We start from the raw sequence: 26,647 nt of genomic DNA, 5'->3' as shown, positions 1-26,647 counted from the left end.
AATTTTATTATAAAACTAAAAACAGTGAAGTATTTTGCGAATTCCTAATTATATTTGTTCTCAATAAATTTTAGATATGGAATGTATTTCTGTTTTTGATATGTTAAAAATTGGTGTTGGACCTTCTAGTTCGCACACCCTTGGTCCTTGGCGAGCTGCCGAACAATTTTTAAAAGAATTACGAGAGCGAAATCTAATTGATACAATAATTAGTGTAAAAGTAGATTTATATGGTTCTTTATCATTAACAGGAAAAGGGCATGCTACCGATTTAGCTGTTATGCTAGGTTTAAGTGGTGCAGATCCAGAATATATTCCGGTTGAGAGTATTGATGTGATAATTACGGCTATCAAAAATAAGAAAGAAATTTTTCTTGGAAATGAAATATTAATTCCGTTTTGTTTTGAAACCGATATTGTTTTCAATAGAAACTTTTTACCATTTCATGCCAACGGCTTAACTTTTACTGCGAAAACCGATACTGATTCATTTACGGAAACTTATTATTCTATAGGTGGTGGTTTTGTGGTAAAAGAAAAAGAAGAAAATCATAAAAATGAAATTTTACATAATTTTCCTTATCCAGTTGAAAAAGCAGATGAATTATTAGCTTTTTGCTTAGCTGAAAATAAAAAAATATCTGAAATCGTTTACGAAAACGAAAAAACCATGCGTAGCGAAGAAGATATTCATAATGAACTGCTTCGCATTTGGGATACCATGTTAGAATGCATGTACATAGGATGTCATTCTGAAGGAATTTTGCCTGGCGGACTAAATGTTAGACGAAGAGCATATGACATGCATAAAAATTTAATTGGGGTTTTACCTTATGAAGATCCTTATTCGTGGTTGCAAATCATTAGACAAACCGAAGTTAAATTCCGTCAGATTTTAAAATGGGTTAGCTGTTTTGCTTTAGCGGTAAATGAAGTAAATGCTTCTTTAGGTCGTGTGGTTACAGCACCAACTAACGGAAGTGCTGGAGTAATTCCGGCGGTTTTAATGTATTATTTGGTGATTGAAAATCATGAAGCTGGCGAAAAAGAAATCAAGCAATTTTTAATGGTAGCGGGCGAAATTGGCTCTATATTCAAAAAAGGAGCTACCATTTCAGCAGCTATGGGCGGATGTCAGGCAGAAATTGGGGTTTCAAGTGCTATGGCAGCAGCAGCTTTGTGTGAATTAATGGGTGGAACTCCAGCCCAAGTTACCATGGCAGCCGAAATTGCAATGGAACATCACTTGGGTTTAACTTGCGACCCAATTGGTGGTTTAGTACAAATTCCGTGTATTGAAAGAAATACGATGGGAGCCATAAAAGCAATTAATGCAGCCGAATTAGCCTTAGAAACCGATGCTTTAAACTCGAAAGTGCCTTTAGACAAAGTAATTAATACGATGTGGCAAACCGCAAAAGACATGAACTCTAAATACAAAGAAACATCAGAAGGTGGTTTAGCGGTTGCAGTAAACATGTCGGATTGTTAATGAAAAGCATTCGAGTAAATTATTTAGTACTTACTTTTTTAGTTATGATTCTTGGAATATTCTCAAGAAAAATAAGTGGCATTCCTTTGATAATAGGAGATGTTTTGTATGCTGTTTTAATTTATTTTGGATTTCGATTCTTATTTATTGAATCAAAAAAATCAACTTCACTCCTATTCTCCCTATTGTTTTGTTTTGGTATCGAAATCTTACAGTTAGTTCAATTAAATTGGTTAATTACCATTCGTAAAACTACTTTAGGTCATTACATTTTGGGACAAGGGTTCCTTTGGTTGGATTTGTTTTGCTATGTTATAGGAAGTTTAGCTGCTTATTATTTTGATAAGTTATTTCTTTCTTCTCGTATCAATTAAATGTATAATTTGCCATTTCCCATTGTCATTATATAAAGTAAAAGCATTGGCTCCTATATGGCTTAAATCGCCATTTACATAAAACTCATAAGGAGTCCAAACGTGTGCTAAATTACCATCTATTTCAATTTTATAATCGATAAGTTTTTCAAAAAAAATTAAATCCAATGGAATTGCTGATATCGATTTTAAAAATTCATCAAACTCTTCTGAAACAAGCTTATTTCCTTCTTTAGTATTAGCAATTGTTTTCATTACAATTTCGGGATGACAAAGCGATTTTAATGCCACAGTATCTTTAGCATGAAAAGCAGCAAAAAAATCGTCCACTACTTTTTTTGGAGTTGTTTCTTGAGCAAAAAGGGAACTTGATAAACTAAAAAGTATTAAAAAAATAAATGTTTTCATACCGTCTGATTTTAATGCATAAGTAGCACTTGAACTAAATATGTTACAATTCCAGCAACATATCCTGCTAATGCTAAAGGCGTAATTTTTTTCATATACCACATAAAAGAAATTTTTTCTTTTTCCATAATTGCAACTCCAGCAGCAGAACCAATAATTAACATACTTCCGCCTGTTCCAGCACATAAAGCAATAAACTCCCATAAACTACTGTCAATAGGGAACTTTGAAATTGGAAACATTCCTTGAGTAGCGGCTACTAAACTTCCATTATCTACAATAGAAGATAAAAATCCAATAGCTACGATCATAGCATTATTACTTGGTAATGTATTTTGAAGAAAAATTGCCATTTCAGAAAGTACATGAGTTTCTTGTAATGCAAATACCATCAATAAAATTCCCATAAAATATAAAATAGAACTTACATCCACTTTAGTTAATGCAGAAGCAACAGAAAATTTATCTTTTTCCTCCTGAGGTTTATTTCTATGATAATTTATAGACACTAATGAAACAAACGCTAATGAAATTAAAACGCCAATAAATGGAGGTAATCCTGTAAAAGTTTTAATAACAGGAACCATTACTAATCCAAAAACACCCGCTAAAAAAACGCTTAAACTTCCTCGCATTTTTTCTTCTCTTTTTGCATCGGCCATAGAAATTTGTGCTCTTAAAACAGCAAAACCTTTCATTTTAAAACTTGCTAAAATTAATGGAACAACCAATACCATAATAGAAGGTAAAATCAGTATTTTAACAATTCCAAATGCACTAACTTGTCCACCTATCCACAATAAAGTTGTAGTTACATCTCCTATAGGACTAAAAGCTCCACCAGCATTTGCTGCAATTACAACAACACCCGCTAATATCATTCTTATTTCTCCTTTTGGCATTAATTTCTTTAGCAATGTTATCATAATAATTGCTGTAGCTAAATTGTCCAGTAAAGCTGACAAAATAAAAGTAACAATACCTACAATCCAAAGCAATCTCAAAACAGATTTAGTTCTAATTCTGTGTGTAATAACTGTAAATCCTTTGTGCAAGTCAATTAACTCTACAATTGTCATTGCACCCAAAAGAAATATTAAAAGTCCCGCAATTTCGCCAAAATATGCAATTAATTTTTCGGAAACTTCATGGGGATTTCCCACATGAAATATAGCAATTACTACCCAACACAATGCTCCTGTTAAAATTGCTGTAATGGTTTTATTGATTCGAATTGGTGATTCAAAAATAATCATCAAATAGCCTAACAAGGCAACAAAAAGTAATAATGGTATCATCTAAATATAGATCTAATTTAACCCTACTAAATTATGCTATTATTCTATATTATTTCGATTTTAACAAAATATTATTTTTGCATTTAAAAAAGCAAATAACATTTACTACATTTGTATTACAAAGCAAAAAAATTATGTCTGTAGCAAAAAAAGATTACAAAAGAATTACCACAAAAACTTTAATTGAAATGAAAGAAAATGGAGAAAAAATCTCCATGCTAACAGCCTATGACTATACAATGGCTAAAATTGTTGATAGTTCTGGTGTTGATGTAATTTTAGTTGGCGATTCTGCAAGTAATGTAATGGCCGGACATGAGACGACACTTCCAATTACACTAGACCAAATGATTTATCATGCCTCAAGTGTGGTTAGAGCTTGTGAAAGAGCCTTAGTTGTAGTCGATTTACCTTTTGGAAGTTATCAGTCTGACCCTAAAGAAGCTTTACGATCGTCTATTCGTATAATGAAAGAAAGTGGTGGCCACGCCGTTAAATTAGAGGGTGGAAGTGAAATTAAAGATTCCATTAAAAAAATATTAAATGCTGGTATTCCTGTAATGGGGCATTTAGGATTAACACCTCAATCTATTTATAAATTTGGAACTTACACCGTAAGAGCTAAAGAAGAAGAAGAAGCTGAAAAATTAATTGAAGATGCAAAAATGTTGGAACGAATTGGTTGTTTTGCATTGGTTTTAGAGAAAATACCTGCTCATTTAGCAGAAAAAGTAGCTAAAAGTATTTCTATCCCTGTAATTGGAATTGGTGCCGGAAGCGGTGTTGATGGTCAGGTTTTAGTTTTACACGATATGATAGGAATGACACACGAATTTAGTCCAAGATTCTTAAGACGATACATGAATTTGTACGAAGAAATGACTTCAGCAATTGGACAATACGTTACCGATGTTAAATCTAAAGATTTTCCAAACGAAAACGAACAATATTAATTGATTTGATCAGATTTTTATTTTGAAAGAAAAAATAGTTTCTACCAAAGATAATCTTCAAATTATTCATGAAGATAACCATATTATTGTCGTTAATAAACGAGTAGGTGATATTGTTCAAGGCGATATTACCGGAGATAAACCTCTTTCCGATGTTGTTAAAGAATATATCAAAATAAAATACAATAAACCTGGTGATGTTTTTTTAGGAGTTGTACATAGATTAGACAGGCCTACAACCGGAATTGTTGTTTTTGCTAAAACTTCAAAAGCTTTAACTCGGTTAAATGAAAGTTTTAAAAATAGAGAAACTCAAAAAACGTATTGGGCTGTAGTAAAAAACACTCCACCAAAAGAGAAAGATACACTAACTCATTTTCTAAAACGAAATTCTAAAAATAATACTTCAAAAGCGCATTTAAAAGAAATTCCCGATAGCAAAAAAGCGAGTTTATCGTATCAAATTATAAAAAAATTAGACAATTATTTTGCACTCGAAATAGATTTACACACCGGTAGACATCATCAAATTAGAGCACAATTACAAGCTATTGGATGCCCCATTAAAGGAGATTTAAAATATGGCTTTGACAGAAGTAATCCTGATGGAGGTATACATCTTCATGCTAAAAAATTAGTTTTAAAGCATCCTGTTTCAAAAGAAATTATTACTTTTAATGCTACAACACCTAATGATTCTATTTGGAATTCATTATAAATACTTACATATGAAAAAAATAATACTCTCATTATCATTACTTTTTACAATTTATTCGTTTTCTCAAGAACATTTTAGCGGGATTTCTACCTCTAAAAGAGGAGGTTTGTTAAATGCTGCAAATAACCCAGCAGAGTTAGCAAACATGAATACAAAATTTGAGATAAATGTCTTTAATTTTTCGGTAGCAATGGCTAATAATAAAATATCTATTACTGACTTAATTAGTGGAGACAATGTAGAAGATAAATTGTTTGAAGGTGATGAAGCTGTAAATTTAAGATTTGACACTCAATTTTACGGACCTTCATTTGCTTACAAAAAAGGAAAATGGGGATTTGGTATAAATTCTTCTGCTTATATAAAAGCAAATGTTGTAAACGTAGATTCAAAATTAGGTGAAGCAATTAAAAACGGAGATTTAAGCAATTTATTTACGCAAACAAATTTATCTTCAAATGATAACCAACGTTTAAATGCTACAACTTGGGGTGAATTAAGCTTTAACATTGCAAGAAATTTAATAGATTCTCCAAAACATAAAATTAATGTGGGTGCCAATCTAAGATTATTATTCCCAGGAGCATATGCTAACTTTTCTGCCACTAATTTAAACGGAACATTAGTAAATAATTTTGGAGATATTTCTTTAATAAATGCTACTGCAAACGTTAATATATCCTATGCCGGAGTTTTAGCAAATAATTACAATGATCAAAGTAATTATAATGAATTTTTCTCTCAAGGGATTAATGGTTTTGCAGCCGATTTAGGTTTTAATTACCGATTAAAAGATGAAACCGATGCTAATAGTTATAAATTAAACACTGGACTTTCTGTAAAAAACTTGGGTTCAATGACATTTAAGTCTGATAATAATTTAAGTAAAAATTATATTTTAAATGTAAGCGGAATTGAAAGTTTAGACATTAATCAATTTCAAAATGTTGAAAGCATGGAAGAAATTGAAGCTATTTTGAACGATCCTGCAAATGCTAGTTATTTTCAAAGTACTTCAAGTTCGTCAGATGTTACTATAAAATTACCAACCGTTATTAATGCCTATGCAGATGTACGTTTAACTAAAAAATGGTTTGTGACTGGAACAATTAACCAAAAAATTTCTGATGATACCGAAAGTGATTTCACTACTACTCAAAACTCATATTCATTAATTCCTAGATTTACCACTAAATGGTTTGAAGCCTATGCTCCTATTGCTGCCAATGAAATTTCAGGATTTACAAGTGGAATTGGTTTCAGATTATCAGGTTTTTTTATAGGTTCTAATAGTGCTATTTCTGCATTAGCAAGTAATGGAAAACAAGCCGATTTATATTTAGGAGTTCGTTTCGGATTTTAATAATTTTTAAAAATATTTCATATGAAATGGAAAGGTAGACGTCAAAGTGACAACGTAGAGGATAGAAGAGGAATGTCGGGCGGAGGAAAAGTTGTCGCTGGTGGAGGTATTTTAGGAATTATTATTCTTTTACTTCAAGTTTTTGGTGGCGAAACAGGTCAAACCATTGCTCCTGTATTAGAGCAAATGAATCAAGGTCAACAAACCGAACAAGTAGAACAAAGAGAACTCACAGCAGCAGAAAAAGAAATGGGTGAATTTGTTTCAACTGTTTTTGCTGATACTGAAGACATTTGGACTAAAATATTTGAGGAAAATAATTTAGGAAGATACAAACAACCTAAAATGGTCTTATTTTCGGGTGCTGTAGAAACCGCTTGTGGTGGTGCAAGTTCTGCTTCTGGTCCTTTCTATTGTCCGGGTGACCAAAAGGTGTATATGGATTTAACCTTTTTTGAAGAACTTCGTACTCGTTTTGGTGCTAAAGGTGGTGATTTTGCAATTGCTTATGTAATTGCTCATGAAGTAGGTCATCACGTTCAAACCTTACTAGGAACATCAGCTAAAGTTAGAAAATTGCAACAAACGAAAAGTGAAAAAGAAGCAAATAAATTATCGGTTTGTTTAGAATTACAAGCCGATTTTTACGGAGGTCTTTGGGCACATTACAATCAAAAATATCTAGAAGTTGGTGATATTGAAGAAGCGTTAGATGCTGCTCATGCAGTGGGCGACGATGCCATTCAAAGCAAAATGCAAGGCCATGTTGTTCCTGATTCATTTACACATGGTTCATCTGCTCAGCGAATGAAATGGTTTAAAAGAGGTTTTAATTCTGGAGACATTACACAAGGAGATACATTTTCTGAAGAATTATAAAATATACTATCACTTTTTTAAAATAAAATTAAAATTTTCGTTTCAAATTATATAATTCGTAAAACGTTAATTTATAGCACAATTTTAAGGTATGTTCATGCAAATTTGAACATACCTTTTTTATTTTTGAAAAAAATAAATGCGCTATAATGAAAGTAGGAATCGACGCTATTCAATTTGATATACCAAAAATATATTTACCAATTTCAGTATTAGCACAACAAAGAAACATTGAAGCTGAAAAACTTACAAAAGGTTTAGGTTTACAAAAAATGAGTTTTCTTGATGTGTACCAAGATGTAATTACTTTGGGTGCAAATGCTGTGGTAAAACTAATTGAGCAAGAAAATTTAAATCTGTCCGAAATTGCTAAAATTTATGTTGGAACCGAAAGTGGTGTTGATAGTTCAAAACCTGTTGCTTCTTACATTTTAAATTTAATAGAACAAAAATTTGGAGCAAATTCACTTCAAAATTGCGATGTTGTCGATTTAACTTTTGCCTGTATTGGTGCTGTAGACGCAATGCAATCATGTGTAGATTTTGTTCGATTAAATCCTTCAAAAAAAGCAATTGTAATAGCCACTGATAATGCCAAATACGATTTAAATTCAACTGGCGAATATACACAAGGAGCTGGAGCAATTGCCATGTTAATTACTTCAAACCCTAAAATTCTTGCCTTTTCAAAAGAGACAGGAATTTCTTCACAAGGAGTTTTTGATTTTTTTAAACCCAAACAAACAATCGAAAAGAAAGCCATCACCAAAAATAATTCTAACGAAAATTGGTTTGATATTCTAGAAAACGAAATTACTATTAGTAAAGAGCAACCTGTTTTTGATGGACAATATTCAAACACTTGTTACATTAATAGAATAACGGGTGCTTATGAAAATTTCAAAAAAGAAAGGAATCAAAACGATATTATTTTTAATAATTGGGATTTAATATTTATGCACCTTCCCTACTGTTTTCAAGGCAGAAGAACTTTTATAGAAATTTTTGCTAAAGAAAATCAAGAATTAGTTAACCATCAAATTGGAGAAACGAATAAAGATAAAATTAAAGCATTATCAAAATCTTCTGAATATTTAGATTTAGTAAATTCAAAAATTTATCCTTCAGAAATTGCTTCTGGAAATGTTGGAAATATTTATACCGGATCCATTTTTTTAGTATTATTATCTGCATTATATTATTCCGCACAAGAAAACAACTATTTAAATAACAAAAAAACAGGTTTCATTGCTTATGGAAGTGGCTCTAAATCAAAAGTTTTTGAAGCAGAAATACAATCAGAATGGAAAAATACAATTCTAAAAACAAAACTGTTTGAAGCACTAGAGCAAAGAACAGAAATTTCATTTGAAACGTATGAAAAACTTCATAAAAAAGAATTAAAATCAGCTGTTTTAGAACCCCAAAACGAGTTTGTGTTAGATTATATCGAAAAAGAAAACCCAGTTTTAAAAGGAGCTCGTTATTATAAATTCGTAGAGTAATTATTTGTGGTTTTCTTTAATTATATTTGAAGAATAACTATAAAAATATAATTTCTGAAAAAGTTACCAAATTCAATTGATGCACCAGAATCTGATTATTTATATATTGAAACTTCTCAAATTATAAATGCTGGAAAAGGTTTGTTTACTGCCATAGATATTTACAAAGATGAAATTATTTCTATTTTTAAAGGAGAAATTTTATCCGAAAAGGAAGCTCAAAAAAGAGTTTCTGAAGGGCATGATAAATATTTCATGAACATGATTGATGGAAGCATTTTAGACGCTATGCATACCGAATGTTTTGCCAAATTTGCTAACGATGCCGAAGCTTTCTCTAAATCAGAATTCAAAAATAATTCCAAAATTACATTAGACGACAACAATAATGTTTGCATCGTAGCTACAAAAAAAATTAAATCTGGAGAAGAAATTTTTTGTAGTTATGGCGCAAAATATTGGAAAAAACATAAATAATTCAAATCTATTTCCTGATTAGAATATTTTTTGTAATTTTGTTTAACTTTTTTAATTAAATATTAAACAAATGAATGTCTCATCGAAAAAAGAGTTCACAGAAATTGAAATAGATAGAATAATTGAAATGGCTTGGGAAGATAGAACTCCGTTTGATGCTATAAAATTTCAATTTGGTTTGAGGGAAGCAGATGTTAAGGCTTTAATTAAAAAAGAACTCAAATTTAGTAGTTATAAACTATGGAGAAAAAGAGTTGAAAATTGTAATACAAAACATTTAGCCAAACGAGTTGAAGGCATTGATAGATTCAAATGCAAATTACAAAGAGCCATAACAAATAATAAAATTTCTAAACGATAAAAATGAAAAGTAAAATTCCTGATAATATAGTTTTTTCTGAAGAAAATGGATATAATGCTAATGTGCTTGCATATCCTACTAGTGTTGGTGCTCCAGTAATAAAATTGGATAACGTTGTGGATTGGAAAAATATTGGAATTAGAAACGTTAATAAAGAATTTGAAAGTAAGTTTAACGAACTTAAAGTTGAGTATGAAAAATTAATGCAAGAGTATGAATGGAATGAAATTTTATACAACGCTAAATATTCATTTGAACCTATAATTGGAGAAACGTATCATTTATACTTGGCAAAAGATGGTTCCAATTTTCTTTCGTTAATTCATCCCGATTATTGGAATAAAGAACATATTGGTTCCTTTAAACTAAATAGCAATAAAAAGTGGATTCAAATTGACTCCAAACAAGATTTGTTTTAAATTATGGAATTCTTCTATTCACGTCTACAAGAATTCCATAATTTAAACTCAAAACTAGCCTAACCAACCTTCCCTATCCAAACTTCTGTATTGAATTGCTTCGGCAATATGATGCGATTGAATATTTGAAGACACTTCTAAATCGGCAATCGTTCTTGAAACTTTTAAAATTCGATCGTACGCTCTAGCGGATAAATTCAAGCGTTCCATAGCGGTTTTTAACAACTGTAACGAAACCTCATCTAAAGTACAAAATTCACGAATTAGTTTACTACTCATTTGCGCATTGTAATGAATATATTCATAGTTTTCAAATCGCTGTGATTGTATTTCTCTAGCTTTGGTAACTCTTTCTCTAATGGCTACACTACTTTCTGCTTTTCTAGTTTCGGTTAATTTTTCAAATGGAACAGGCGTAACCTCTATATGAATATCAATTCTATCCAATAAAGGTCCAGAAATCTTGCTCAAATACCGTTGCATTTCCATTGGAGACGAACTTACAGGCGAGTTTGGATCATTAAAATAACCACCCGGACTTGGATTCATACTCGCCACTAACATAAACGAAGATGGATAAGTAATTGTAAATTTGGCTCTAGAAATCGTGACTTCTCTATCTTCTAATGGCTGACGCATAACTTCTAAAACTTCGCGTTTAAATTCGGGTAGTTCATCTAAAAACAACACACCATTGTGAGCCAATGAAATTTCTCCTGGTTGTGGATAACTTCCACCTCCAACTAAAGAAACCGAACTCGCTGTATGATGTGGACTTCTAAAAGGGCGTTGCGCCATCAAACCTACATCTTTCGTCTTTCCAGCTACCGAATGAATTTTAGTAGTTTCTAAAGCCTCTCGCATTGTCATGGGTGGTAAAATACTTGGCAAACGTTTGGCTAACATCGTTTTTCCTGAACCTGGAGGACCAATTAAAATGATATTATGTCCGCCAGCTGCTGCAATTTCCATGCATCTCTTAATTCCTTCTTGACCTTTCACATCGGAAAAATCATGCTCTGGAAAATCTAACGTTTTATTAAACTCTTCTGAAGTATCAATTTTTGTGGGAACTAAATCGCTATTTCCTTCAAAAAAATGAATGACTTGCAATACATTTTCTACGCCATAAACATCAAGACCTTCAACAATTGCAGCTTCTTTTACATTTTGAAAAGGCAAAATCAATCCTTTAAATCCTTCTTCTTTGGCTTTAATTGCAATTGATAAAGCACCTTTTATAGGTTGCAAACCACCATCGAGCGATAATTCACCCATAATGACATAGTTGTGAATATCTTCTGATTTTATTTGAGAAGAAGCCGCAAGTATGCCTATTGCTAATGTTAAATCATAAGCAGAACCTTCTTTTCGTAAATCGGCAGGCGCCATATTTACTGTAATTTTTTTTCCTGGAAAGTTATAATTGTTATTTTTTAAAGCAGCTGCAATACGGTAACTACTTTCTTTTATAGCAGAATCGGGTAAACCTACCAAGTGGTAGCCAATTCCTTTATCTATGTTTACTTCTACCGTAATGGTAGTGGCTTCAACGCCAAAAACGGCGCTTCCAAATACTTTTACTAACATGGCTTATAATGATTTAAATGGCTTATATAGATGCAAATATATAAAAATATTTAAAAAAAATTAAGCGCTAACCTAATTTTATAAAATCCTTATATCCCTTTAAATTAGGGATTCTACTTTAAAATAAGTAAATTTGCAACTTGTTATTTGATTTCTTTTGTCTAAATCTAGACAATTTAAGGCCTTGCCTTTCTATTTATCAATCGATATTTTCAGTTTGAACTGAAAGCCTCTTGGAAAATCCAATTTGGTGTATTTATACTAACATTCGTAAAGTTTTTACGGATAAATTTATATTGATATGAATTTTACAATTATTAATGCTGCAACCGGAAATTCAGACGAATTTTCAAATGAAAAAATCGTTCTTTTTTTATTTACTCATTTAGAAGAATATGGTGATACCAAAGAAGATATTCAAAAGTGTATCGACTATGTTATGTATCCACAAAAAGGAGGTCAAATTATAATTGGAACTGATGAAAATAAAATCGTTGGGATAGTTATATTAAACAACACCGGAATGAAAGATTATATTCCTGAAAACATATTAGTTTATATTGCTGTAGATAACAGCCAAAGAGGAAAAGGATATGGAAAACAGCTGATGCAAAAAGCAATAGCATCTGTTGAAGGAAATATTGCATTACATGTAGAACCAAACAATCCAGCAAAATTGCTTTATGAAAAATTAGGTTTTACAAACAAGTATTTAGAAATGCGTTTAACAAAATAAATATGGCTTTTTTAAAATTATATAAAACCAAATTACAACATAATTATAGCTTCTTAAATACGTTGTTTAAAGAACGAAACATCGAATGGGGAATTGTAACTAAGATTCTGTGTGGGAATACCATTTATTTAAAAGAACTATTAGATCTAGGCGTTACAGAAATGCACGACTCTAGAATTAGTAATTTAAAAAAGATAAAAAAACTAAATCCAGATGTCCAAACCGTATATATAAAACCTCCATCAAAACTAAACATTAAAAAAATAGTGGAATTTGCCGATGTAAGTTTTAATACTGAAATCTATACCATTAAATTATTATCTGAAGAAGCTAAAAGACAAGAAAAAACCCATAAAATAATTATTATGATTGAAATGGGTGATTTGCGTGAAGGCGTATTAGGAGAAGAATTAATATCGTTTTACGAACAAGTTTTTAGTTTACCAAATATCGAAATAAGAGGAATTGGAACTAATTTAAATTGTTTAAGTGGTGTTATGCCTACTCAGGATAAATTAATTCAATTGAGCTTGTACAAACAATTGATTGAAGCTAAATTTAATGTAAAAATTCCTTGGGTTTCAGGCGGAACTTCAGTTGCTGTTCCTTTACTATTAAAGAATGCCAGACCAATGGCTGTTAATCATTTTAGAATTGGAGAAGCGTTATTTTTTGGAAAAGATTTATTTACAGGTGAAACCATTGAAGGCATGCATCATGATGTTTTTAAACTCTATGCCGAAATCATTGAAATAACTGAAAAACCAAATAACCCAACGGGTGAATTAGGTGAAAATGTTGCTGGAAATACTTTTGAAATAGATGAAAATGTAGATTTAAGTGAAACTTCGTTACGTGCTATTTTAGATTTTGGTTTGTTAGACATGCAACCTCAATATTTATCACCAACCGATGAAACGATAACAATAATCGATTCCAGTTCAGATATGACTGTTATTGATATTAGTTATTCTAAAAATAACTATAAAGTAGGCGATTTAGTTTCCTTTAACTTACAATATATGGGAGCGTTATATCTTTTAAATTCAGATTATATTGAAAAAATTGTGGAATAAAAAAATCCCGATTACTCGGGATTTGATTTATTTTTTGAATTTTGAAATACCTTCTTTCAACCATGTTTTATATTCTGTAACATCAGGTGTATAGCCAACTGGCTTCGAAATATCTTTGCCTTCTGTATCTAAAACCACATAATAAGGTTGGGCATTAATGTTATATCGTTCTATTTGATATTCTCTCCATTTTTTTCCAATAGTAGTTACTTCACTTCCTGATTTAGAAACGTATTGCTCTTCTTTTGGTAATTCGCGTTGATCATCACCATACAATGAAATTAATACAATTTCATTTTTTAAAATCTTTAAAATTTCAGCATCAGACCACACATTTTCTTCCATTTTTCTACAATTAGCACATGCATGTCCTGTGAAATCTAATAAAACAGGTTTGTTTACTTTTTTTGCATAAGCTAATCCTTCTTCGTAATCATGAAATGCAGTTATTCCTAACGGACCTATATGTGCATTTTCTGGTAAAGAAGTTGCTTCAGTTGTTCCGTTAAATGCATTTTGGTAACCTACTCCATTCGGACTTTCGCTATAGGTCATTGGCGGTGTAAAGCCACTCAATATTTTTAAAGGTGCGCCCCATAATCCCGGAATTAAATAAATGGTAAACGTTGTTACAAATAAAGCAACAAATAATCGTCCCACTGAAATATGGGTCATTGGACTATCATGAGGTAATATAAGTTTTCCAAAAAGATACAATGCCCAAGCTCCAAAAACAGCAATCCAAATTGCTAAAAACACTTCTCTTTCTAATAAATGCGTTTGTAAAACTAAATCGGCATTCGATAAAAACTTAAATGCAAATGCTAATTCTAAAAATCCTAAAGACACTTTAACGGTGTTTAACCATCCTCCCGATTTTGGTAATGAATTCATCCAACCAGGGAACATAGCAAACAACATAAATGGTAATGCAATTGCAGATGAAAAACCTAACATTCCTACAATTGGTCCTATTCCACCTTGTCTTGCTGATTCTCCTAATAACGAACCTACAATTGGTCCTGTACAAGAAAACGAAACAACTGCTAAAGCTAATGCCATAAAGAAAATTCCGATGATTCCACCTCTATCTGCTTGTCTATCAATTTTATTTAAAAATGAATTTGGTAAAACAATTTCAAATGCGCCTAAAAATGAAGCGGCAAAAACTATTAAAATAACAAAGAAGATAACATTAAACCATACATTAGTTGATAAAGCATTTAAGGAATCAATTCCAAATAAAGCTGTTATTATCATTCCTAAACCTACGTAAATAACAATTATTGAAATTCCATATATAAAGGCATTTTTTATTCCTGCGGCTTTGGTTTTACTTTGTTTCGTAAAGAAACTTACCGTCATTGGTATCATTGGAAATACACAAGGCGTAAGCAAAGCCGCAAAACCACCTAAAAAGGCTAAAATAAAAATTCCCCACAAGCTTTTTTCTTCTTCTTTTTCTTCCGCATTAATTTCAGTTACAGCAACTTCTTTGCTGTCTTCTGAATTTTCAATACTACTATTTTCTTTATTTATAGAAGTTAAATCTGTTGTATTTACATCTGATAAAGGCGTTTCAACTGATTGTGAATCTGCAACAATTGGTTTTATTTCTGGTAATTTAAAAGTAAATGTTTCGTCTTGTTGGATACATTGTTCTTTACATACCTGATATTCAACGTATACCTTAACTTCTTTAAGTTGGACGTTTGTAACTTTAATTACTTGCTTAAATTGGGCTGTATTTGCAAAATAATATTCATCTACTTCAAAAATATCATTAAATACTTTTTTGTATGCACTTTCCTTAGTTTTTCCAACTAAGGAAAAATTTCCTTTAGCATTTTTATAATCAAATACTGTTGGCAATGGACCATCTTCTGGAGTAAATTGTGAATACATGTGCCACTCTTTTTCAATAGTAGCGTCCATTACTAATTCAAATTCAGTTTCCGATTTTTGAACCACTTTGGTTTTCCATTTTACTGGATTTATAATTTGACCTTGAGCAACAAAGGCGAATAACAATAAAATGTAGGTAAGTTTTCTCATTATTTAACTTCTATTTTTAAACTATTTTGTGTTGTTTTTAGTGTTTTAAAGCGATTATCAGCTCGCTTGCCAATAACCCAAACAATTTGGTCTGCAGAACATAAAAGCCATTGATTTTCTTTATCTAAAAGCGAATATTTCTCATCTTTAAAATATTTGCTCAATTTCTTTTTTCCTGTCATTCCAAAAGGATAAAACTCATCTCCTTCTTGCCATTTTCTAATAGTAAGCGGAAACTTGATTTTATCTTCGTCTACAAATATACAATTTGAATTTACATCTTTACCCCCTGAAAACCTTGTAATGGAAAGTTTTAAGGGAATATTAACTTTACTTTCAATCGAATCAATAAAATAAACTTCATTATTACTTGCAGCTTTTCTTTCAGAAAGAATCAATTTATTACGATCTTTTAATAAAACATGCGTATTAGAAAACACTTGCTTTCCGGATTGTGCTGTAACTAAATCATAAATATCATTCCACGCTGTAAAATCATATTGTTTTAAAAAGGAATGCAAATAGGTTTTATAATTTGGAATTTGGAGTAATTTATTCAAATCAAAATTAATGGTATCTTCAATTTCAGTTGCCACTTCTTTGTACACAATATACGAAGCATCATCAGCCATTCCTTTTGTATCATTCAAATGACTAATAGTTTTTTGAAATGAAGACAAAAATTCGGGATTTATTTCTTTTAAAATAGGAACAACATCGTGTCGTAATTTGTTTCGCAAATATTTAGTAGTTGCATTGCTAGCATCTTCTCGCCATTGAATATTATTTACTTTTGCATACTGTTCAATTTCTTCTCTTGAAAATGGTAATAATGGTCTTATTATTTGGTCGTTAATTTCTGGAATTCCTGTTAAGCCATCAATTCCTGTTCCTCTTGACAAATTAATTAAAAACGTTTCCAAGCTATCATCTAAATGATGCGCTGTTGCTACAAACTGTACATCATTTTCTACCATTTGCTCATAAAACCAGTTGTATCTTAATTTTCTAGCGGTAACTTGTATGGATTCTTTAAGCTCTTTTGCAATCATTTCCGTTTCAAAAAAACCAATACGCAACTGAATGTTATTTTCTTCACAATAATCATGAATAAAACGCATATCAGCATCGCTTTCTTCGCCACGTAATTTAAAATTACAATGTAAAACACCAAACGAAAACTGAAAATGTTGAAACAAATGCAATAAAACCATGCTATCTATTCCGCCACTTACTGCAATATAAAATTTGTCTCTTTGCAAAAAAGAAAAATGGGATTGAATATGTTTTGTGAATTTTATTAGCATGACCAAAAATAAGGAATTAATTTTTCTCTAATACCCAATTGAGTAAATTCTCTTTATCTACAATAGCCCAAGAATGTGGATGTCTTGTGCCATCAGCTCTATAACCTTTATTTTTAGTATTAATTAATTCTATTTTTTTAAAACCATTATTTTTTAAATCATTATAAAGTTGTTCAATAAAGTATGAATTTATCTCATCTTTTTGGTTTTTACGATTTGTTAACCACCAATCAAAATCGGGTTCGGTATATAACCTAATTTTTAATTTTTTAAGATTTTCTAAATTAGTAATAGTATTGGTTTCTCGAGTGTAAGGCGATAGTTTCTCATATAATGAAATGGAATCTTTTGGATTACCAAACTCAGAATTAAATGTATCAATTATCCAATTTGCTTCCTCAACTGATTCACTTGAGAAATTTGTAATAATACTTTTTTCTGAAACTTTATATAAACCTAATAAATCTACAGGAGAATCAACAATAAAAACTCCTTTGGGTTGAATTGAATATCGTTCTTTAATCAAATAATTACTTAGTAACAAAGTAACATTTCCACCGCTTGAAAATCCGCCAATACAAACATTATCAGTACTTAATATATTATTTTCAAAAATTGAATTAAGGTGATTAGACAAATTTTGCAATTCACTATCCTTCAAATAAAGTTTAAAATTATAATTCATTAAAACAACAGAAATGCCTTTCTTATTCGCTTCTTCAATAATTGGAAATTCATTCTTTGTATTTTCAATATCACATGGAAAACAAGGGAATAATACCAAAGTAGCTTTTGAATTGGCAACTTTATAAATCTCGAATTCTTTATCAATTATATGATTTACTTCTGAAATAGAAGATTTACATGAAAAAAGAATCGTAACAACAATTAAAACAAAGAATATTTTTTTCATACTATTTTTATTTTAAAACCTCAAACATTGCTTTTGCTTTCAACAAACATTCTTCATATTCTAGTTCTGGAGTAGATTGAGATGTAATGGCACTTCCTACAGAAAACGAAAGATATTCATTTTTAGCATTATATAAAATACTTCTGATGACGACATTGAAATCAAAATCGCCTGTTGGAGTAAAATAACCTACTGCTCCACTATACAAACCTCGCTTTGTTTCTTCCAATTCTTCTATAATTTGCATAGCCGAAATCTTTGGCGCTCCAGTCATGCTTCCCATTGGGAAAGTGGTTCTTAAAATTTCAATTGGCGAAGTCGTATTTTCAACTTCAGAAACGATTGTAGAAATCATTTGGTGGACTTGCTTAAACGTATAAATCTGACATAATTCTTCCACTTGAACACTTCCTTTTGTAGCGGTGTGCGATAAATCATTTCGAACTAAATCCACAATCATGATGTTTTCTGAACGTTCTTTTTCGTTTTGAGCTAAATCAGATTTTAATTGTTTGTCTTGTTCTAAATCGAAACTTCTTCTTGCTGTTCCTTTGATCGGTTGGGAAATAACTTTGGTTCCTTCTTTTCGCAAATAACGTTCTGGTGAAGCGGAAAGTAAATACTGAAAATTATTTTTGAAATACACCGCAAATGGTGGTTCGGAAATAGCATTTAGTTTTTGGTAAATTTCCAAAGGTTCAATTTGGGCATTTTCGGCATAAAATTCCATACAAAAATTGGCTTCGTAAATATCGCCACGATGAATGTGTTCGAGCATTTTTGAAACTTTGGAAAGGTAATTTTCTTTTGGGATTCGTTGTTGCACTTCGACTTCGCTCAGTGTGACATTGACAGAAATAATTGTACTGATTTCTTCGAAATCTAATTCAATTTCGTCATCACACATTCGTAAATATTGAATTTCAACTTCATTTTCTTTGATTAAAAACAACTTTTTAGGTTGGAAGAAAAACAAATCTGGAAATGCTAAACCATCGAAATTATTGGAATGTAAATCTTCAGTATCGTTTTTTAAATCATAGGACAAATAACCAAACAACCAGTCTTTAGTATGGCTTTGGTATTGATACATATCTTGAAAAGCATTTTCGTAATCGGTTTTAATAGATGTAAAAGCATCAACAGCTAAAACTGCATCATAACTTGAATATTGCTGATGATAATTGTTAGAATCTAAAAAAACAACTTCTCTGTGTTGGTTGGCCCAATGTAAAAGTTGGTTTTTAAAGTCGGAAAAATGCGAAATATCTTTTGTAATTACTGTTCTCAAATTGGAAAATTTACTTCGTAAAAGTACAACAAAAAAATAGTTGTTGAAAATAGTACAATTGCTTAAAATTTGGCACGATTTTTATTCTTGTCTCTATAACTAACCCATTAAAAATTCATTTGTATTGATTCTAAAACTACTCGTATTAAAAACAATTAATCAATAACTTAAAAATGAATTTTTATGAACAAAAACACCAAAATCGTATTGACTTTACTAGCGCTTGGTATTGTCCTATCTTGTAAAGAAGCAGCAGATCACAGAGAAGAAAACGCAATCTATTCAGAAAGTGCAATAGCAGATAGTACGAGTGTTATTTCCTCATCGGCTGCCGTTGAAAACAAAAACAGCAATCGGAAATTTGTACGAACGGCCGATGTAAAATTTAAAGTCAAGAATGTTGCCAAATCGACTTATGCTATTGAAGATGCTACTACGAAATTTGGAGGATTTGTAACGTACACAAACTTACAAAGCAACATTCACAGCGAAGACCGAACCAAAGTGAGTCAGGATAGCACTTTAGTAACAACCAAATATAAAGTGGATAACAACATTACCATTCGTGTTCCAAATACCAAAATGGATACCGTGATTAAAACCATTGCAAAACAGATACACTTTTTAGATTATCGCATTATCAAAGCAGATGATGTTTCCTTACAAATGTTGTCCAATGAATTAGCTCAAAAAAGAAGTAATTCTTCAGAAAAACGATTTGAGAATGCTATTGATTCGAAAGGAAAGAAACTGAATCAAGTTGTAAAAGCGGAAGAAACGTTAGAGGCTAAAAAAGAACAAAATGACGCTTCAAAATTGCAGAATTTATCGTTACAAGACCAAGTGAACTTTAGCACTTTAACACTAAACATTTACCAAGATGAAAGCATCAAACAAGAAATGGTGGCTAATGAAAAAAGCATCAACGCTTACCGACCAAATATTGGGTTACAAATTTGGGATAGTATAAAAACGGGTTGGTTTATGTTAGAAAACATTATTTCGTTTGTTGTAGTGCTTTGGCCATTTGCCTTGCTAGGTTTTCTAGGATTCTTTGGATATAAGAAGTTTTTGAAAAAGTAAGAAAAAACCATCAGGAAACCGGTGGTTTATTGTTTAATAATTTCATTATCTTTGAATTAACTAACCAAAAACTATTCAAATTATGAAAATTGCAACTATTATTGTTCGAGTGCTTTTAGGAGCTATGATGCTTTTTGCTTCTATTTCTTATTTTTTCAAAATTGGTCCAGAGCAACCAGAACCAACAGGAGATTTAGCTACTCTAATGGCTGGATTTATGGCTTCAAAATACATTTTCCCGGTAGCAAAAGCTATTGAATTATTAGCAGGATTAATGTTAGTAAGCGGTAAGTTTGTTCGATTAGGAACTATCATTTTATTACCAATAAGCATTAATATTTTTCTAATTCACGTAGTTGTAACTGGCACCGATATTCCAATGGCAGCAGCTATCTTATTTGCTAATGTGTTTTTAATTTATGCTAATTGGGATGGTTTTAAAGAAATTGTGAAAGCATAATTAAAAATAAAAAATATTAAACTGAATTTTATCTGACTTAAGCACCTAAAAAATGGGGAGCAGAATATGGTTTTGTCATACGTATAAGCAAGTTGGCAGAAAGTATTTAAAGAAAAAGCTTAAAATTGAGAAAAAATCTCAATTTTAAGCTTTTTTTATTACCTTAAAGTAAAATATTTTATACTTTTGCAACATAATCTCAAATTACATATTATGTTAGTAGAATTTACAGTAGGAAATTATTTGTCGTTTTATGAGAAAAAAACTTTAAGTTTTGAAGCAAAAGGAATTTCTGAATTAAAAGAAAATGTTTCTTCATATAATAAAATTAAGTTATTAAAATCAGCTGTAATTTATGGTGCTAATTCAAGTGGTAAAAGTAATTTGCTAAAAGCTCTAGACAGTATGAGGGATAATGTAATTAATTCAGTCAAACTAAATGATTATGATGAATTAGAATATACTCCTTTTTTACTAAATGAGTTTAGCGAATTAGAACCTACTCATTTTGAAATCATTTTTATTATTGATGATAAAAGATACCGATATGGTTTTGAATACAATTTAAATCAAATTGAAAATGAATGGTTATTTATTGGTAAAAATTCAAAAACAGAAAAGCCATATTTCATTAGAACAATTCAAGGAATCGGTGTATCAGACAACTTCAAAGAAGGAATTAATAAAGAATCATCAACTAATGACAATAGATTATTTATTTCTTTAGTTGCACAACTTGGAGGTGAAATTTCGAAAAGTATTATTGAATGGTTTAGAAGCTACAATGTTCTTTCAGGAATTACTCACAAAGACTATAATGGGTTCACAACTAGAATGCTGCATAAAAAACTTGAAGGATGTGAAAAATCATTAAGATTTTTTCAAACATTAAAATTAGGATTTAAAGAAATTATTACAAATGAAAATGAAATTGACCTCAATGAACTTCCTGAAATTATTTCTAAAAATGTAAAAGCAAAATTAATTAAAGAATTGTCTGGAAAGAAACAAGTTGTTTTAAAAACAGTTCATAATAAATTTGATAAAAAAGGTAACATTGTAGACACAGTATTATTTGATAAAGATAAAAACGAATCTCAAGGAACCAATAAAATTATTGATTTATCAGGTCCAATTTTTGACACATTAAGTTTAGGTAAACTTTTAATTATTGATGAATTAGACGCAAAACTTCATCCATTAATTACTATTCACATTGTAAATTTATTTAATGACCCAAAAATTAACATTAATAATGCTCAATTACTTTTTGCTACACATGACACAAATCTTTTAAGTAGTGAATTGTTTAGGAGAGATCAGATTTGGTTCACTGAAAAAGACATGTTTGAACAAACAGACTTGTATTCTTTATATGAAATTAATTTACCAGATGGTTCTAAAGTAAGGAATGATTCAAATTTAGAAAAAAATTATATCAGAGGACGCTATGGTGCAATTCCATTCATTACAAATTAATTTTATTTATGGCAAGAGTAATTAAAATAGATAATTCTCTACAAAAAAGGTTTTCAAAAAAAACAAAAAAGAAAACAGAAAGAGAACTTGTGACATATTTCCTTATTGTTTGTGAGGGTGAAAAAACTGAACCAAATTATTTTAAATCTTTTCCTAAAAAAGTAGGTAAAGTAATTTACGACATTGAATATGATGGCGGAGGTATTAGTACTCTAAAAGTTGTAGAAAAAGCAATAGAATTAAAAAACAATTCAAAACAAAAGTTTGACAGAGTTTGGGCTGTATTTGATAGAGATAGTTTCAAAGAAAGCTCATTTAATAGTGCGATACTCAAAGCAAAAGCTCACGGGATTGAATGTGCTTGGAGCAACGAAGCCTTTGAACTTTGGTATTTACTTCATTTTCACAACAGAATTACGGCAATGAAAAGAACTGAATATCAAAAATCTATTGAAGTAGCAATTAATGAAAAACTAAAATCAAAAAAGAATCCATTCAAGTACAAGAAAAACGCTACAAATATGTATAGTTTATTAGAGAAATATGGAAATCAAGAATTAGCCATAAAGTGGGCAAAAGATTTAGCATTACGAATAAATGGAGAAAATTTCGCAACTTATAATCCTAATACACTTGTTTATAAACTAATCGAGGAATTAACTGGAAAATCGGAAGAATTAAACTCTGAAATTCTAAAAAATTATAGCGAAGGAGAATAACACCTGCTGCAAACACAGGTTTTGCAAGATTGTGGGTTTTGGACTTAGTTTGAAGTTGGTTTTGTATCTTTGAATTCAGTGCTTAACCGAAAGATTCGGTTACATCGCAAAGCCATGGGACATTAAAATCAACTTAAAAAAACTATTTATAATTACTCGCTATTTTAAAATAAAACAAAAAAGCCCAAATTTCAATTGAAATTTGGGCTTTTCATTTATTGTGAATAATCAATTACACATGCAATGCTCTGTTATCAGTAGCTGCTAATGCGGCTTCTTTGATAGCTTCTGCAAACGTTGGGTGTGCGTGTGACATTCTTGAAATATCTTCTGCACTTGCTCTAAATTCCATAGCGGTTACTGCTTCTGCAATTAAATCAGCACATCTTGCTCCAATCATATGAACTCCTAAAACTTCATCTGTTTTTGCATCCGCTAATATTTTTACAAATCCATCAGTATCTCCTCCTGCTCTAGCTCTTCCTAATGCTTTGAATGGGAAACTTCCTGCTTTGTAAGCTACACCTTCTGCTTTCAATTGCTCTTCTGTTTTACCAACAGCGGCAACTTCTGGCCAAGTATACACTACGCCAGGAATTAAATTATAATCGATATGTGGTTTTTGTCCAGCTAATATTTCAGCTACCATTACCCCTTCTTCTTCCGCTTTGTGTGCTAACATTGCTCCACGAACCACATCACCAATGGCATAAACATTTGAAGCCGAAGTTTGTAAATGATCATTTACTTCGATTTGACCTCTATCTGTAACTTTTACTCCTGCTTTATCCGCATTTAATCCATCTGTATAAGGACGACGACCTACAGAAAGTAATGAATAATCACCTTCTAACGTGATGATTTCTCCTTTAGCATTTTCTGCTTTTACCGTAACTACATCTCCAGCTCTTTCTACCGATTGCACTTTGTGAGACGTGTAGAATTTCATTCCTTGTTTTTTCAACACTTTCGTCAATTCTTTTGACAAAGAAGCGTCCATTCCTGGAATAATTCTGTCCATGAATTCTACTACAGAAACTTGCGCTCCTAAACGTAAATACACTTGACCTAATTCGATTCCGATAACACCACCACCAATAATTACTAAGTGTTTTGGAACTTCTTTCAGTTTCAAAGCTTCAGTTGAAGTGATGATTCTATCTTTATCTAATTTGATAAAAGGCAAACTTGAAGGTTTAGAACCTGTAGCAATAATAATATTTTTAGATTCGATGATTTCCGAAGAACCATCTTCTTTAGTTACTTTTACAGAAGTAGCACTTTCAAATGAACCTACTCCGTTAAAAACAGTAATGTTATTTTTATCCATTAAATATTTAACTCCACCCGAAGTTTGATCCACAACTGCTTGTTTACGAGCAATCATTTTTTCTAAATTCACTTTAACATCGCCAGAAACTTCAATTCCGTGGTCTGCAAAGTGTTGCAACTCTTCATAATGATGCGAGGAAGCTAATAATGCTTTAGAAGGAATACATCCTACATTTAAACACGTTCCTCCTAGAGTAGAATATTTTTCAATAATAGCAGTTTTAAAACCTAATTGGGCACAACGGATTGCTGAAACATATCCTCCAGGTCCAGAACCGATAATGGTTACATCAAATTGACTCATGATTTTATATAAAGTTTGTTGTTTGACTTAAATTCGGATACAAAAGTAACGCTTTTTGAATTAATTCTTTGTTAGATTTTTGGTAAATTATTATAGCTTTTTATAAAGTAAAAGCTGTGGTGTTTTTAACTTCACCAATCATAAAGGAACTATGCGTACTTCCAATATGCTGTAAAGCCGTTAATTTAGTAACCATAAATTCTCGATACTCCTCCATATCTTTTACACATACTTTTAAAATGTAGTCATAATCTCCACTCACGTGAAAACATTCTAAAACTTCATTTAATTTTACTACTTCATTTTCAAACGTAGTTACGAAATCTTTAGTGTGTTGTATTAATTTAATATGACAAAAAACAACAAAGGCTTTTTCTACCTTAATTCTGTCTAAAATTGCTACATATTTACTAATAACACCTTCTCTTTCTAGTTTTTTAATTCGTTCATAAACTGCAGTTACAGAAAGATTTAAAACCATAGAAAGTTCCTTCGTTGTCTTCTTGGTGTCGTTTTGGAGTAATCCTAATAATTTTTTATCAATAGCATCCATTGTTAGTTGTGTTGTTTGGTTGTTGTTTGTTGTCGGCAAATGTAAGTAAAATGAAAATTATTTAGAAATTTAAACTACTTTTTAAAACAAAAATAGATATATTTTCTAATTTATTATCTAAACATTGATTTATAATTTATCAATTATTAGTTTTGATTTAAAATAAACAACTAAACTTATAAGTTATGGAAAATTTTAATCCAGCAGACAAAATTCAAGATTTACAATATTTTGGTGAGTTTGGAGGCGTAAATCCTTCAATTTCAGATAGTTCTACCTATACATTTCTTTCAGCAAAAACCATGTTTGATACATTTGAAGGAAATGCAGAAGGATGTTACTTATATTCTCGTCATTCATCTCCAAGTAATTTATACTTAGACAAGGCATTAGCAGCAATGGAAGGAACAGAATCGGCAAACGTTTCTGCTTCTGGAATGGGCGCTATTACTCCTACGCTTTTACAATTATGTGGAAACGGCGATCATATCGTTTCAAGTAGAACTATTTATGGAGGAACTTATGCTTTTTTAAAGAATTTCGTTCCAAGAATGGGTATCAAAACTACATTTGTTGACATTACAAAATTAGATGTAGTTGAAGCGGCTATTACTCCTAATACCAAGGTTTTATATTGCGAAACAGTTAGTAATCCCTTATTAGAAGTGGCTAACTTAGTAGAACTTTCTAAAATTGCAAAAAAACACAATTTAAAATTAGTTGTCGATAATACGTTTTCACCATTATCTGTTTCTCCTATAAAACTTGGAGCCGATATCGTAATACATTCTTTAACAAAATATATTAACGGAAGTAGCGATACTGTTGGTGGTGTAGTTTGTGCTTCACAAGAATTTATTAACGATTTAAAAAACGTAAATTCAGGAGCTAGTATGCTTTTAGGTCCTACTATGGATAGTATGCGTTCTGCAAGTGTAATGAAAAACATGAGAACATTACATATCAGAATTAAACAACACAGTTATAATGCCACTTATTTAGCTGATAAATTTGAAAAAGATGGATTAAAAACGGTTTATCCTGGGTTAAAAAGTCATCCAAGTCATGAAATATATGCTAAGATGATAAATCCAGAATATGGATTTGGAGGAATGCTAACAATTGATGCCGGTTCTTTAGAAAAAGCAAATGCATTGATGGAATTAATGCAAGAACGTAATTTAGGATATTTAGCGGTAAGTTTAGGATTCTACAAAACATTATTCAGTGCTCCTGGGACTTCAACTTCATCTGAAATTCCTATGGAAGAGCAAGTAGAAATGGGACTAACCGATGGTTTAATTCGTTTTTCTATAGGTTTAGATAACGATATAGAAAGAACCTATCAAATGATGAAACAATGTATGGTTGAATTAGGTGTTTTATAATTCTTTCCAAATAAATTCACTTAAATCCGATTTAGTAATGAATCGGATTTTTTATTTTAATGATACTTTGTTGTGAAATTTGATTTTTCTATATTGCAGACTCAAATAAAACTA

26 protein-coding genes are annotated in these 26,647 nt (G+C 30.8%); 17 read left to right on the top strand and 9 right to left on the bottom strand.

All coding sequences use genetic code 11. The annotated features are described in order from the left end of the window. The first annotated feature begins 76 nt into the window (after window positions 1-76). Together GFJ99_RS10155 and GFJ99_RS10150 are read left to right on the top strand one after the other, a co-directional pair. Window positions 77-1,492: an L-serine ammonia-lyase gene (locus GFJ99_RS10155; protein WP_153208613.1), complete on the top strand. Its 1,416-nt coding sequence runs from the start codon at window positions 77-79 to the stop codon at window positions 1,490-1,492. After that, on the top strand, window positions 1,492-1,866 hold the full coding sequence (locus tag GFJ99_RS10150; protein WP_153208612.1) for a DUF2809 domain-containing protein: 375 nt from the start codon (window positions 1,492-1,494) through the stop codon (window positions 1,864-1,866). The genes GFJ99_RS10155 and GFJ99_RS10150 overlap by 1 nt, the downstream gene beginning before the upstream one ends. Here the strand turns inward: GFJ99_RS10150 and GFJ99_RS10145 are convergent. Both GFJ99_RS10145 and nhaD read right to left on the bottom strand, forming a co-directional pair. Further along, the gene (locus GFJ99_RS10145) at window positions 1,840-2,274 is read right to left on the bottom strand and encodes a nuclear transport factor 2 family protein (protein WP_153208611.1); all 435 of its coding nucleotides are present in this window, start codon (window positions 2,272-2,274) and stop codon (window positions 1,840-1,842) included. The genes GFJ99_RS10150 and GFJ99_RS10145 overlap by 27 nt on opposite strands. An 11-nt stretch (window positions 2,275-2,285) precedes the next feature. Next, entirely contained in the window at window positions 2,286-3,572 is a 1,287-nt protein-coding gene (nhaD, locus tag GFJ99_RS10140; protein ID WP_153208610.1) for a sodium:proton antiporter NhaD, read from the bottom strand. A 134-nt stretch (window positions 3,573-3,706) separates the two neighbouring features. Between nhaD and panB the strand changes: the two genes are divergently transcribed. The 8 genes from panB (at window position 3,707) to GFJ99_RS10100 (ending at window position 10,247) form a co-directional block, all read left to right on the top strand. Further along, window positions 3,707-4,525 (top strand): 3-methyl-2-oxobutanoate hydroxymethyltransferase, encoded by an 819-nt coding sequence (gene panB, locus GFJ99_RS10135; RefSeq protein WP_008257714.1) that lies wholly within the window; start codon window positions 3,707-3,709, stop codon window positions 4,523-4,525. Window positions 4,526-4,547: 22 nt separating this feature from the next. Beyond that, window positions 4,548-5,243 carry an RluA family pseudouridine synthase gene (locus GFJ99_RS10130; RefSeq protein ID WP_008257700.1) on the top strand — a complete coding sequence of 232 codons (696 nt, stop codon included), beginning with the start codon at window positions 4,548-4,550 and terminating at the stop codon, window positions 5,241-5,243. Between the two features lie 10 nt (window positions 5,244-5,253). Beyond that, a complete protein-coding gene (locus tag GFJ99_RS10125; protein WP_153208609.1) occupies window positions 5,254-6,606 on the top strand; it encodes a DUF5723 family protein in 1,353 nt (450 codons plus the stop codon). Between the two features lie 21 nt (window positions 6,607-6,627). Further along, window positions 6,628-7,485, top strand: a complete 858-nt coding sequence (locus GFJ99_RS10120; protein ID WP_153208608.1) for a neutral zinc metallopeptidase — start codon at window positions 6,628-6,630, stop codon at window positions 7,483-7,485. A 149-nt stretch (window positions 7,486-7,634) separates the two neighbouring features. Continuing rightward, complete coding sequence (locus GFJ99_RS10115) at window positions 7,635-8,990, top strand: hydroxymethylglutaryl-CoA synthase family protein (RefSeq protein WP_153208607.1); 1,356 nt, start codon at window positions 7,635-7,637, stop codon at window positions 8,988-8,990. A 141-nt stretch (window positions 8,991-9,131) separates the two neighbouring features. Next, on the top strand, window positions 9,132-9,467 hold the full coding sequence (locus GFJ99_RS10110; protein WP_153208606.1) for an SET domain-containing protein-lysine N-methyltransferase: 336 nt from the start codon (window positions 9,132-9,134) through the stop codon (window positions 9,465-9,467). A 70-nt stretch (window positions 9,468-9,537) separates the two neighbouring features. Then, window positions 9,538-9,828: a TIGR03643 family protein gene (locus GFJ99_RS10105; RefSeq protein WP_153208605.1), complete on the top strand. Its 291-nt coding sequence runs from the start codon at window positions 9,538-9,540 to the stop codon at window positions 9,826-9,828. A gap of 2 nt (window positions 9,829-9,830) precedes the next feature. After that, a complete protein-coding gene (locus tag GFJ99_RS10100) occupies window positions 9,831-10,247 on the top strand; it encodes a DUF2452 domain-containing protein (protein ID WP_008257693.1) in 417 nt (138 codons plus the stop codon). Window positions 10,248-10,301: 54 nt separating this feature from the next. Here GFJ99_RS10100 and GFJ99_RS10095 read toward each other — a convergent pair whose 3' ends face one another. Then, a complete protein-coding gene (locus GFJ99_RS10095; protein WP_153208604.1) occupies window positions 10,302-11,837 on the bottom strand; it encodes a YifB family Mg chelatase-like AAA ATPase in 1,536 nt (511 codons plus the stop codon). A gap of 301 nt (window positions 11,838-12,138) precedes the next feature. On the opposite strand from GFJ99_RS10095, the gene GFJ99_RS10090 reads away from it, so the two are divergent. Together GFJ99_RS10090 and GFJ99_RS10085 are read left to right on the top strand one after the other, a co-directional pair. Then, a complete protein-coding gene (locus GFJ99_RS10090; RefSeq protein ID WP_153208603.1) occupies window positions 12,139-12,573 on the top strand; it encodes a GNAT family N-acetyltransferase in 435 nt (144 codons plus the stop codon). 2 nt (window positions 12,574-12,575) lie between these two features. Further along, complete coding sequence (locus tag GFJ99_RS10085; protein ID WP_153208602.1) at window positions 12,576-13,649, top strand: alanine/ornithine racemase family PLP-dependent enzyme; 1,074 nt, start codon at window positions 12,576-12,578, stop codon at window positions 13,647-13,649. 27 nt (window positions 13,650-13,676) lie between these two features. On the opposite strand, the gene GFJ99_RS10080 is transcribed toward GFJ99_RS10085, so the two are convergent. From GFJ99_RS10080 to GFJ99_RS10065, 4 genes are all read right to left on the bottom strand, one after another. Further along, a complete protein-coding gene (locus tag GFJ99_RS10080; protein WP_153208601.1) occupies window positions 13,677-15,704 on the bottom strand; it encodes a protein-disulfide reductase DsbD in 2,028 nt (675 codons plus the stop codon). After that, entirely contained in the window at window positions 15,704-16,966 is a 1,263-nt protein-coding gene (tilS, locus tag GFJ99_RS10075; RefSeq protein WP_370454304.1) for a tRNA lysidine(34) synthetase TilS, read from the bottom strand. The genes GFJ99_RS10080 and tilS overlap by 1 nt, the downstream gene beginning before the upstream one ends. 61 nt (window positions 16,967-17,027) lie before the next feature. After that, window positions 17,028-17,924, bottom strand: coding sequence for a hypothetical protein (locus tag GFJ99_RS10070; protein ID WP_153208599.1), 897 nt, complete (start codon window positions 17,922-17,924; stop codon window positions 17,028-17,030). Window positions 17,925-17,931: 7 nt separating this feature from the next. Next, window positions 17,932-19,215 (bottom strand): anthranilate synthase component I family protein, encoded by a 1,284-nt coding sequence (locus tag GFJ99_RS10065; protein WP_153208598.1) that lies wholly within the window; start codon window positions 19,213-19,215, stop codon window positions 17,932-17,934. A gap of 183 nt (window positions 19,216-19,398) precedes the next feature. Between GFJ99_RS10065 and GFJ99_RS10060 the strand changes: the two genes are divergently transcribed. From GFJ99_RS10060 to GFJ99_RS10045, 4 genes are all read left to right on the top strand, one after another. Continuing rightward, window positions 19,399-20,298 (top strand): DUF4349 domain-containing protein, encoded by a 900-nt coding sequence (locus tag GFJ99_RS10060; protein ID WP_153208597.1) that lies wholly within the window; start codon window positions 19,399-19,401, stop codon window positions 20,296-20,298. Window positions 20,299-20,380: 82 nt separating this feature from the next. Beyond that, entirely contained in the window at window positions 20,381-20,758 is a 378-nt protein-coding gene (locus GFJ99_RS10055) for a DoxX family membrane protein (protein WP_153208596.1), read from the top strand. 213 nt (window positions 20,759-20,971) lie between these two features. After that, window positions 20,972-22,237 (top strand): ATP/GTP-binding protein, encoded by a 1,266-nt coding sequence (locus GFJ99_RS10050; RefSeq protein WP_153208595.1) that lies wholly within the window; start codon window positions 20,972-20,974, stop codon window positions 22,235-22,237. An 8-nt stretch (window positions 22,238-22,245) separates the two neighbouring features. Beyond that, on the top strand, window positions 22,246-22,956 hold the full coding sequence (locus GFJ99_RS10045; protein ID WP_153208594.1) for an RloB family protein: 711 nt from the start codon (window positions 22,246-22,248) through the stop codon (window positions 22,954-22,956). Between the two features lie 232 nt (window positions 22,957-23,188). On the opposite strand, the gene lpdA is transcribed toward GFJ99_RS10045, so the two are convergent. Beyond that, window positions 23,189-24,592: a dihydrolipoyl dehydrogenase gene (gene lpdA / locus GFJ99_RS10040; protein ID WP_153208593.1), complete on the bottom strand. Its 1,404-nt coding sequence runs from the start codon at window positions 24,590-24,592 to the stop codon at window positions 23,189-23,191. Window positions 24,593-24,692: 100 nt separating this feature from the next. Beyond that, complete coding sequence (locus GFJ99_RS10035) at window positions 24,693-25,145, bottom strand: Lrp/AsnC family transcriptional regulator (protein ID WP_008257670.1); 453 nt, start codon at window positions 25,143-25,145, stop codon at window positions 24,693-24,695. Between the two features lie 185 nt (window positions 25,146-25,330). Here GFJ99_RS10035 and GFJ99_RS10030 point away from each other — a divergent pair, with 185 nt between their 5' ends. Next, the gene (locus GFJ99_RS10030) at window positions 25,331-26,533 is read left to right on the top strand and encodes an aminotransferase class I/II-fold pyridoxal phosphate-dependent enzyme (RefSeq protein WP_153208592.1); all 1,203 of its coding nucleotides are present in this window, start codon (window positions 25,331-25,333) and stop codon (window positions 26,531-26,533) included. Window positions 26,534-26,647: the final 114 nt, after the last annotated feature.

Origin of the sequence: Flavobacterium sp. LMO6 (assembly GCF_009495795.1) — a bacterium.
Lineage (GTDB): Bacteria > Bacteroidota > Bacteroidia > Flavobacteriales > Flavobacteriaceae > Flavobacterium.
Note: the sequence above shows the minus strand (reverse complement) of the source record. Positions and strands in the feature narration are given on the sequence as shown.

Excerpts from the sequence above, each read along its gene's own strand:
- GFJ99_RS10155 (WP_153208613.1), top strand. The coding sequence starts at position 77 with ATGGAATGTATTTCTGTTTTTGATATGTTAAAAATTGGTGTTGGACCT.
- GFJ99_RS10150 (WP_153208612.1), top strand. The coding sequence starts at position 1,492 with ATGAAAAGCATTCGAGTAAATTATTTAGTACTTACTTTTTTAGTTATG.
- GFJ99_RS10145 (WP_153208611.1), bottom strand. The coding sequence starts at position 2,274 with ATGAAAACATTTATTTTTTTAATACTTTTTAGTTTATCAAGTTCCCTT.
- nhaD (WP_153208610.1), bottom strand. The coding sequence starts at position 3,572 with ATGATACCATTATTACTTTTTGTTGCCTTGTTAGGCTATTTGATGATT.
- panB (WP_008257714.1), top strand. The coding sequence starts at position 3,707 with ATGTCTGTAGCAAAAAAAGATTACAAAAGAATTACCACAAAAACTTTA.
- GFJ99_RS10125 (WP_153208609.1), top strand. The coding sequence starts at position 5,254 with ATGAAAAAAATAATACTCTCATTATCATTACTTTTTACAATTTATTCG.
- GFJ99_RS10120 (WP_153208608.1), top strand. The coding sequence starts at position 6,628 with ATGAAATGGAAAGGTAGACGTCAAAGTGACAACGTAGAGGATAGAAGA.
- GFJ99_RS10115 (WP_153208607.1), top strand. The coding sequence starts at position 7,635 with ATGAAAGTAGGAATCGACGCTATTCAATTTGATATACCAAAAATATAT.
- GFJ99_RS10105 (WP_153208605.1), top strand. The coding sequence starts at position 9,538 with ATGAATGTCTCATCGAAAAAAGAGTTCACAGAAATTGAAATAGATAGA.
- GFJ99_RS10100 (WP_008257693.1), top strand. The coding sequence starts at position 9,831 with ATGAAAAGTAAAATTCCTGATAATATAGTTTTTTCTGAAGAAAATGGA.
- GFJ99_RS10095 (WP_153208604.1), bottom strand. The coding sequence starts at position 11,837 with ATGTTAGTAAAAGTATTTGGAAGCGCCGTTTTTGGCGTTGAAGCCACT.
- GFJ99_RS10090 (WP_153208603.1), top strand. The coding sequence starts at position 12,139 with ATGAATTTTACAATTATTAATGCTGCAACCGGAAATTCAGACGAATTT.
- GFJ99_RS10085 (WP_153208602.1), top strand. The coding sequence starts at position 12,576 with ATGGCTTTTTTAAAATTATATAAAACCAAATTACAACATAATTATAGC.
- GFJ99_RS10080 (WP_153208601.1), bottom strand. The coding sequence starts at position 15,704 with ATGAGAAAACTTACCTACATTTTATTGTTATTCGCCTTTGTTGCTCAA.
- GFJ99_RS10070 (WP_153208599.1), bottom strand. The coding sequence starts at position 17,924 with ATGAAAAAAATATTCTTTGTTTTAATTGTTGTTACGATTCTTTTTTCA.
- GFJ99_RS10060 (WP_153208597.1), top strand. The coding sequence starts at position 19,399 with ATGAACAAAAACACCAAAATCGTATTGACTTTACTAGCGCTTGGTATT.
- GFJ99_RS10055 (WP_153208596.1), top strand. The coding sequence starts at position 20,381 with ATGAAAATTGCAACTATTATTGTTCGAGTGCTTTTAGGAGCTATGATG.
- GFJ99_RS10050 (WP_153208595.1), top strand. The coding sequence starts at position 20,972 with ATGTTAGTAGAATTTACAGTAGGAAATTATTTGTCGTTTTATGAGAAA.
- GFJ99_RS10045 (WP_153208594.1), top strand. The coding sequence starts at position 22,246 with ATGGCAAGAGTAATTAAAATAGATAATTCTCTACAAAAAAGGTTTTCA.
- lpdA (WP_153208593.1), bottom strand. The coding sequence starts at position 24,592 with ATGAGTCAATTTGATGTAACCATTATCGGTTCTGGACCTGGAGGATAT.
- GFJ99_RS10035 (WP_008257670.1), bottom strand. The coding sequence starts at position 25,145 with ATGGATGCTATTGATAAAAAATTATTAGGATTACTCCAAAACGACACC.
- GFJ99_RS10030 (WP_153208592.1), top strand. The coding sequence starts at position 25,331 with ATGGAAAATTTTAATCCAGCAGACAAAATTCAAGATTTACAATATTTT.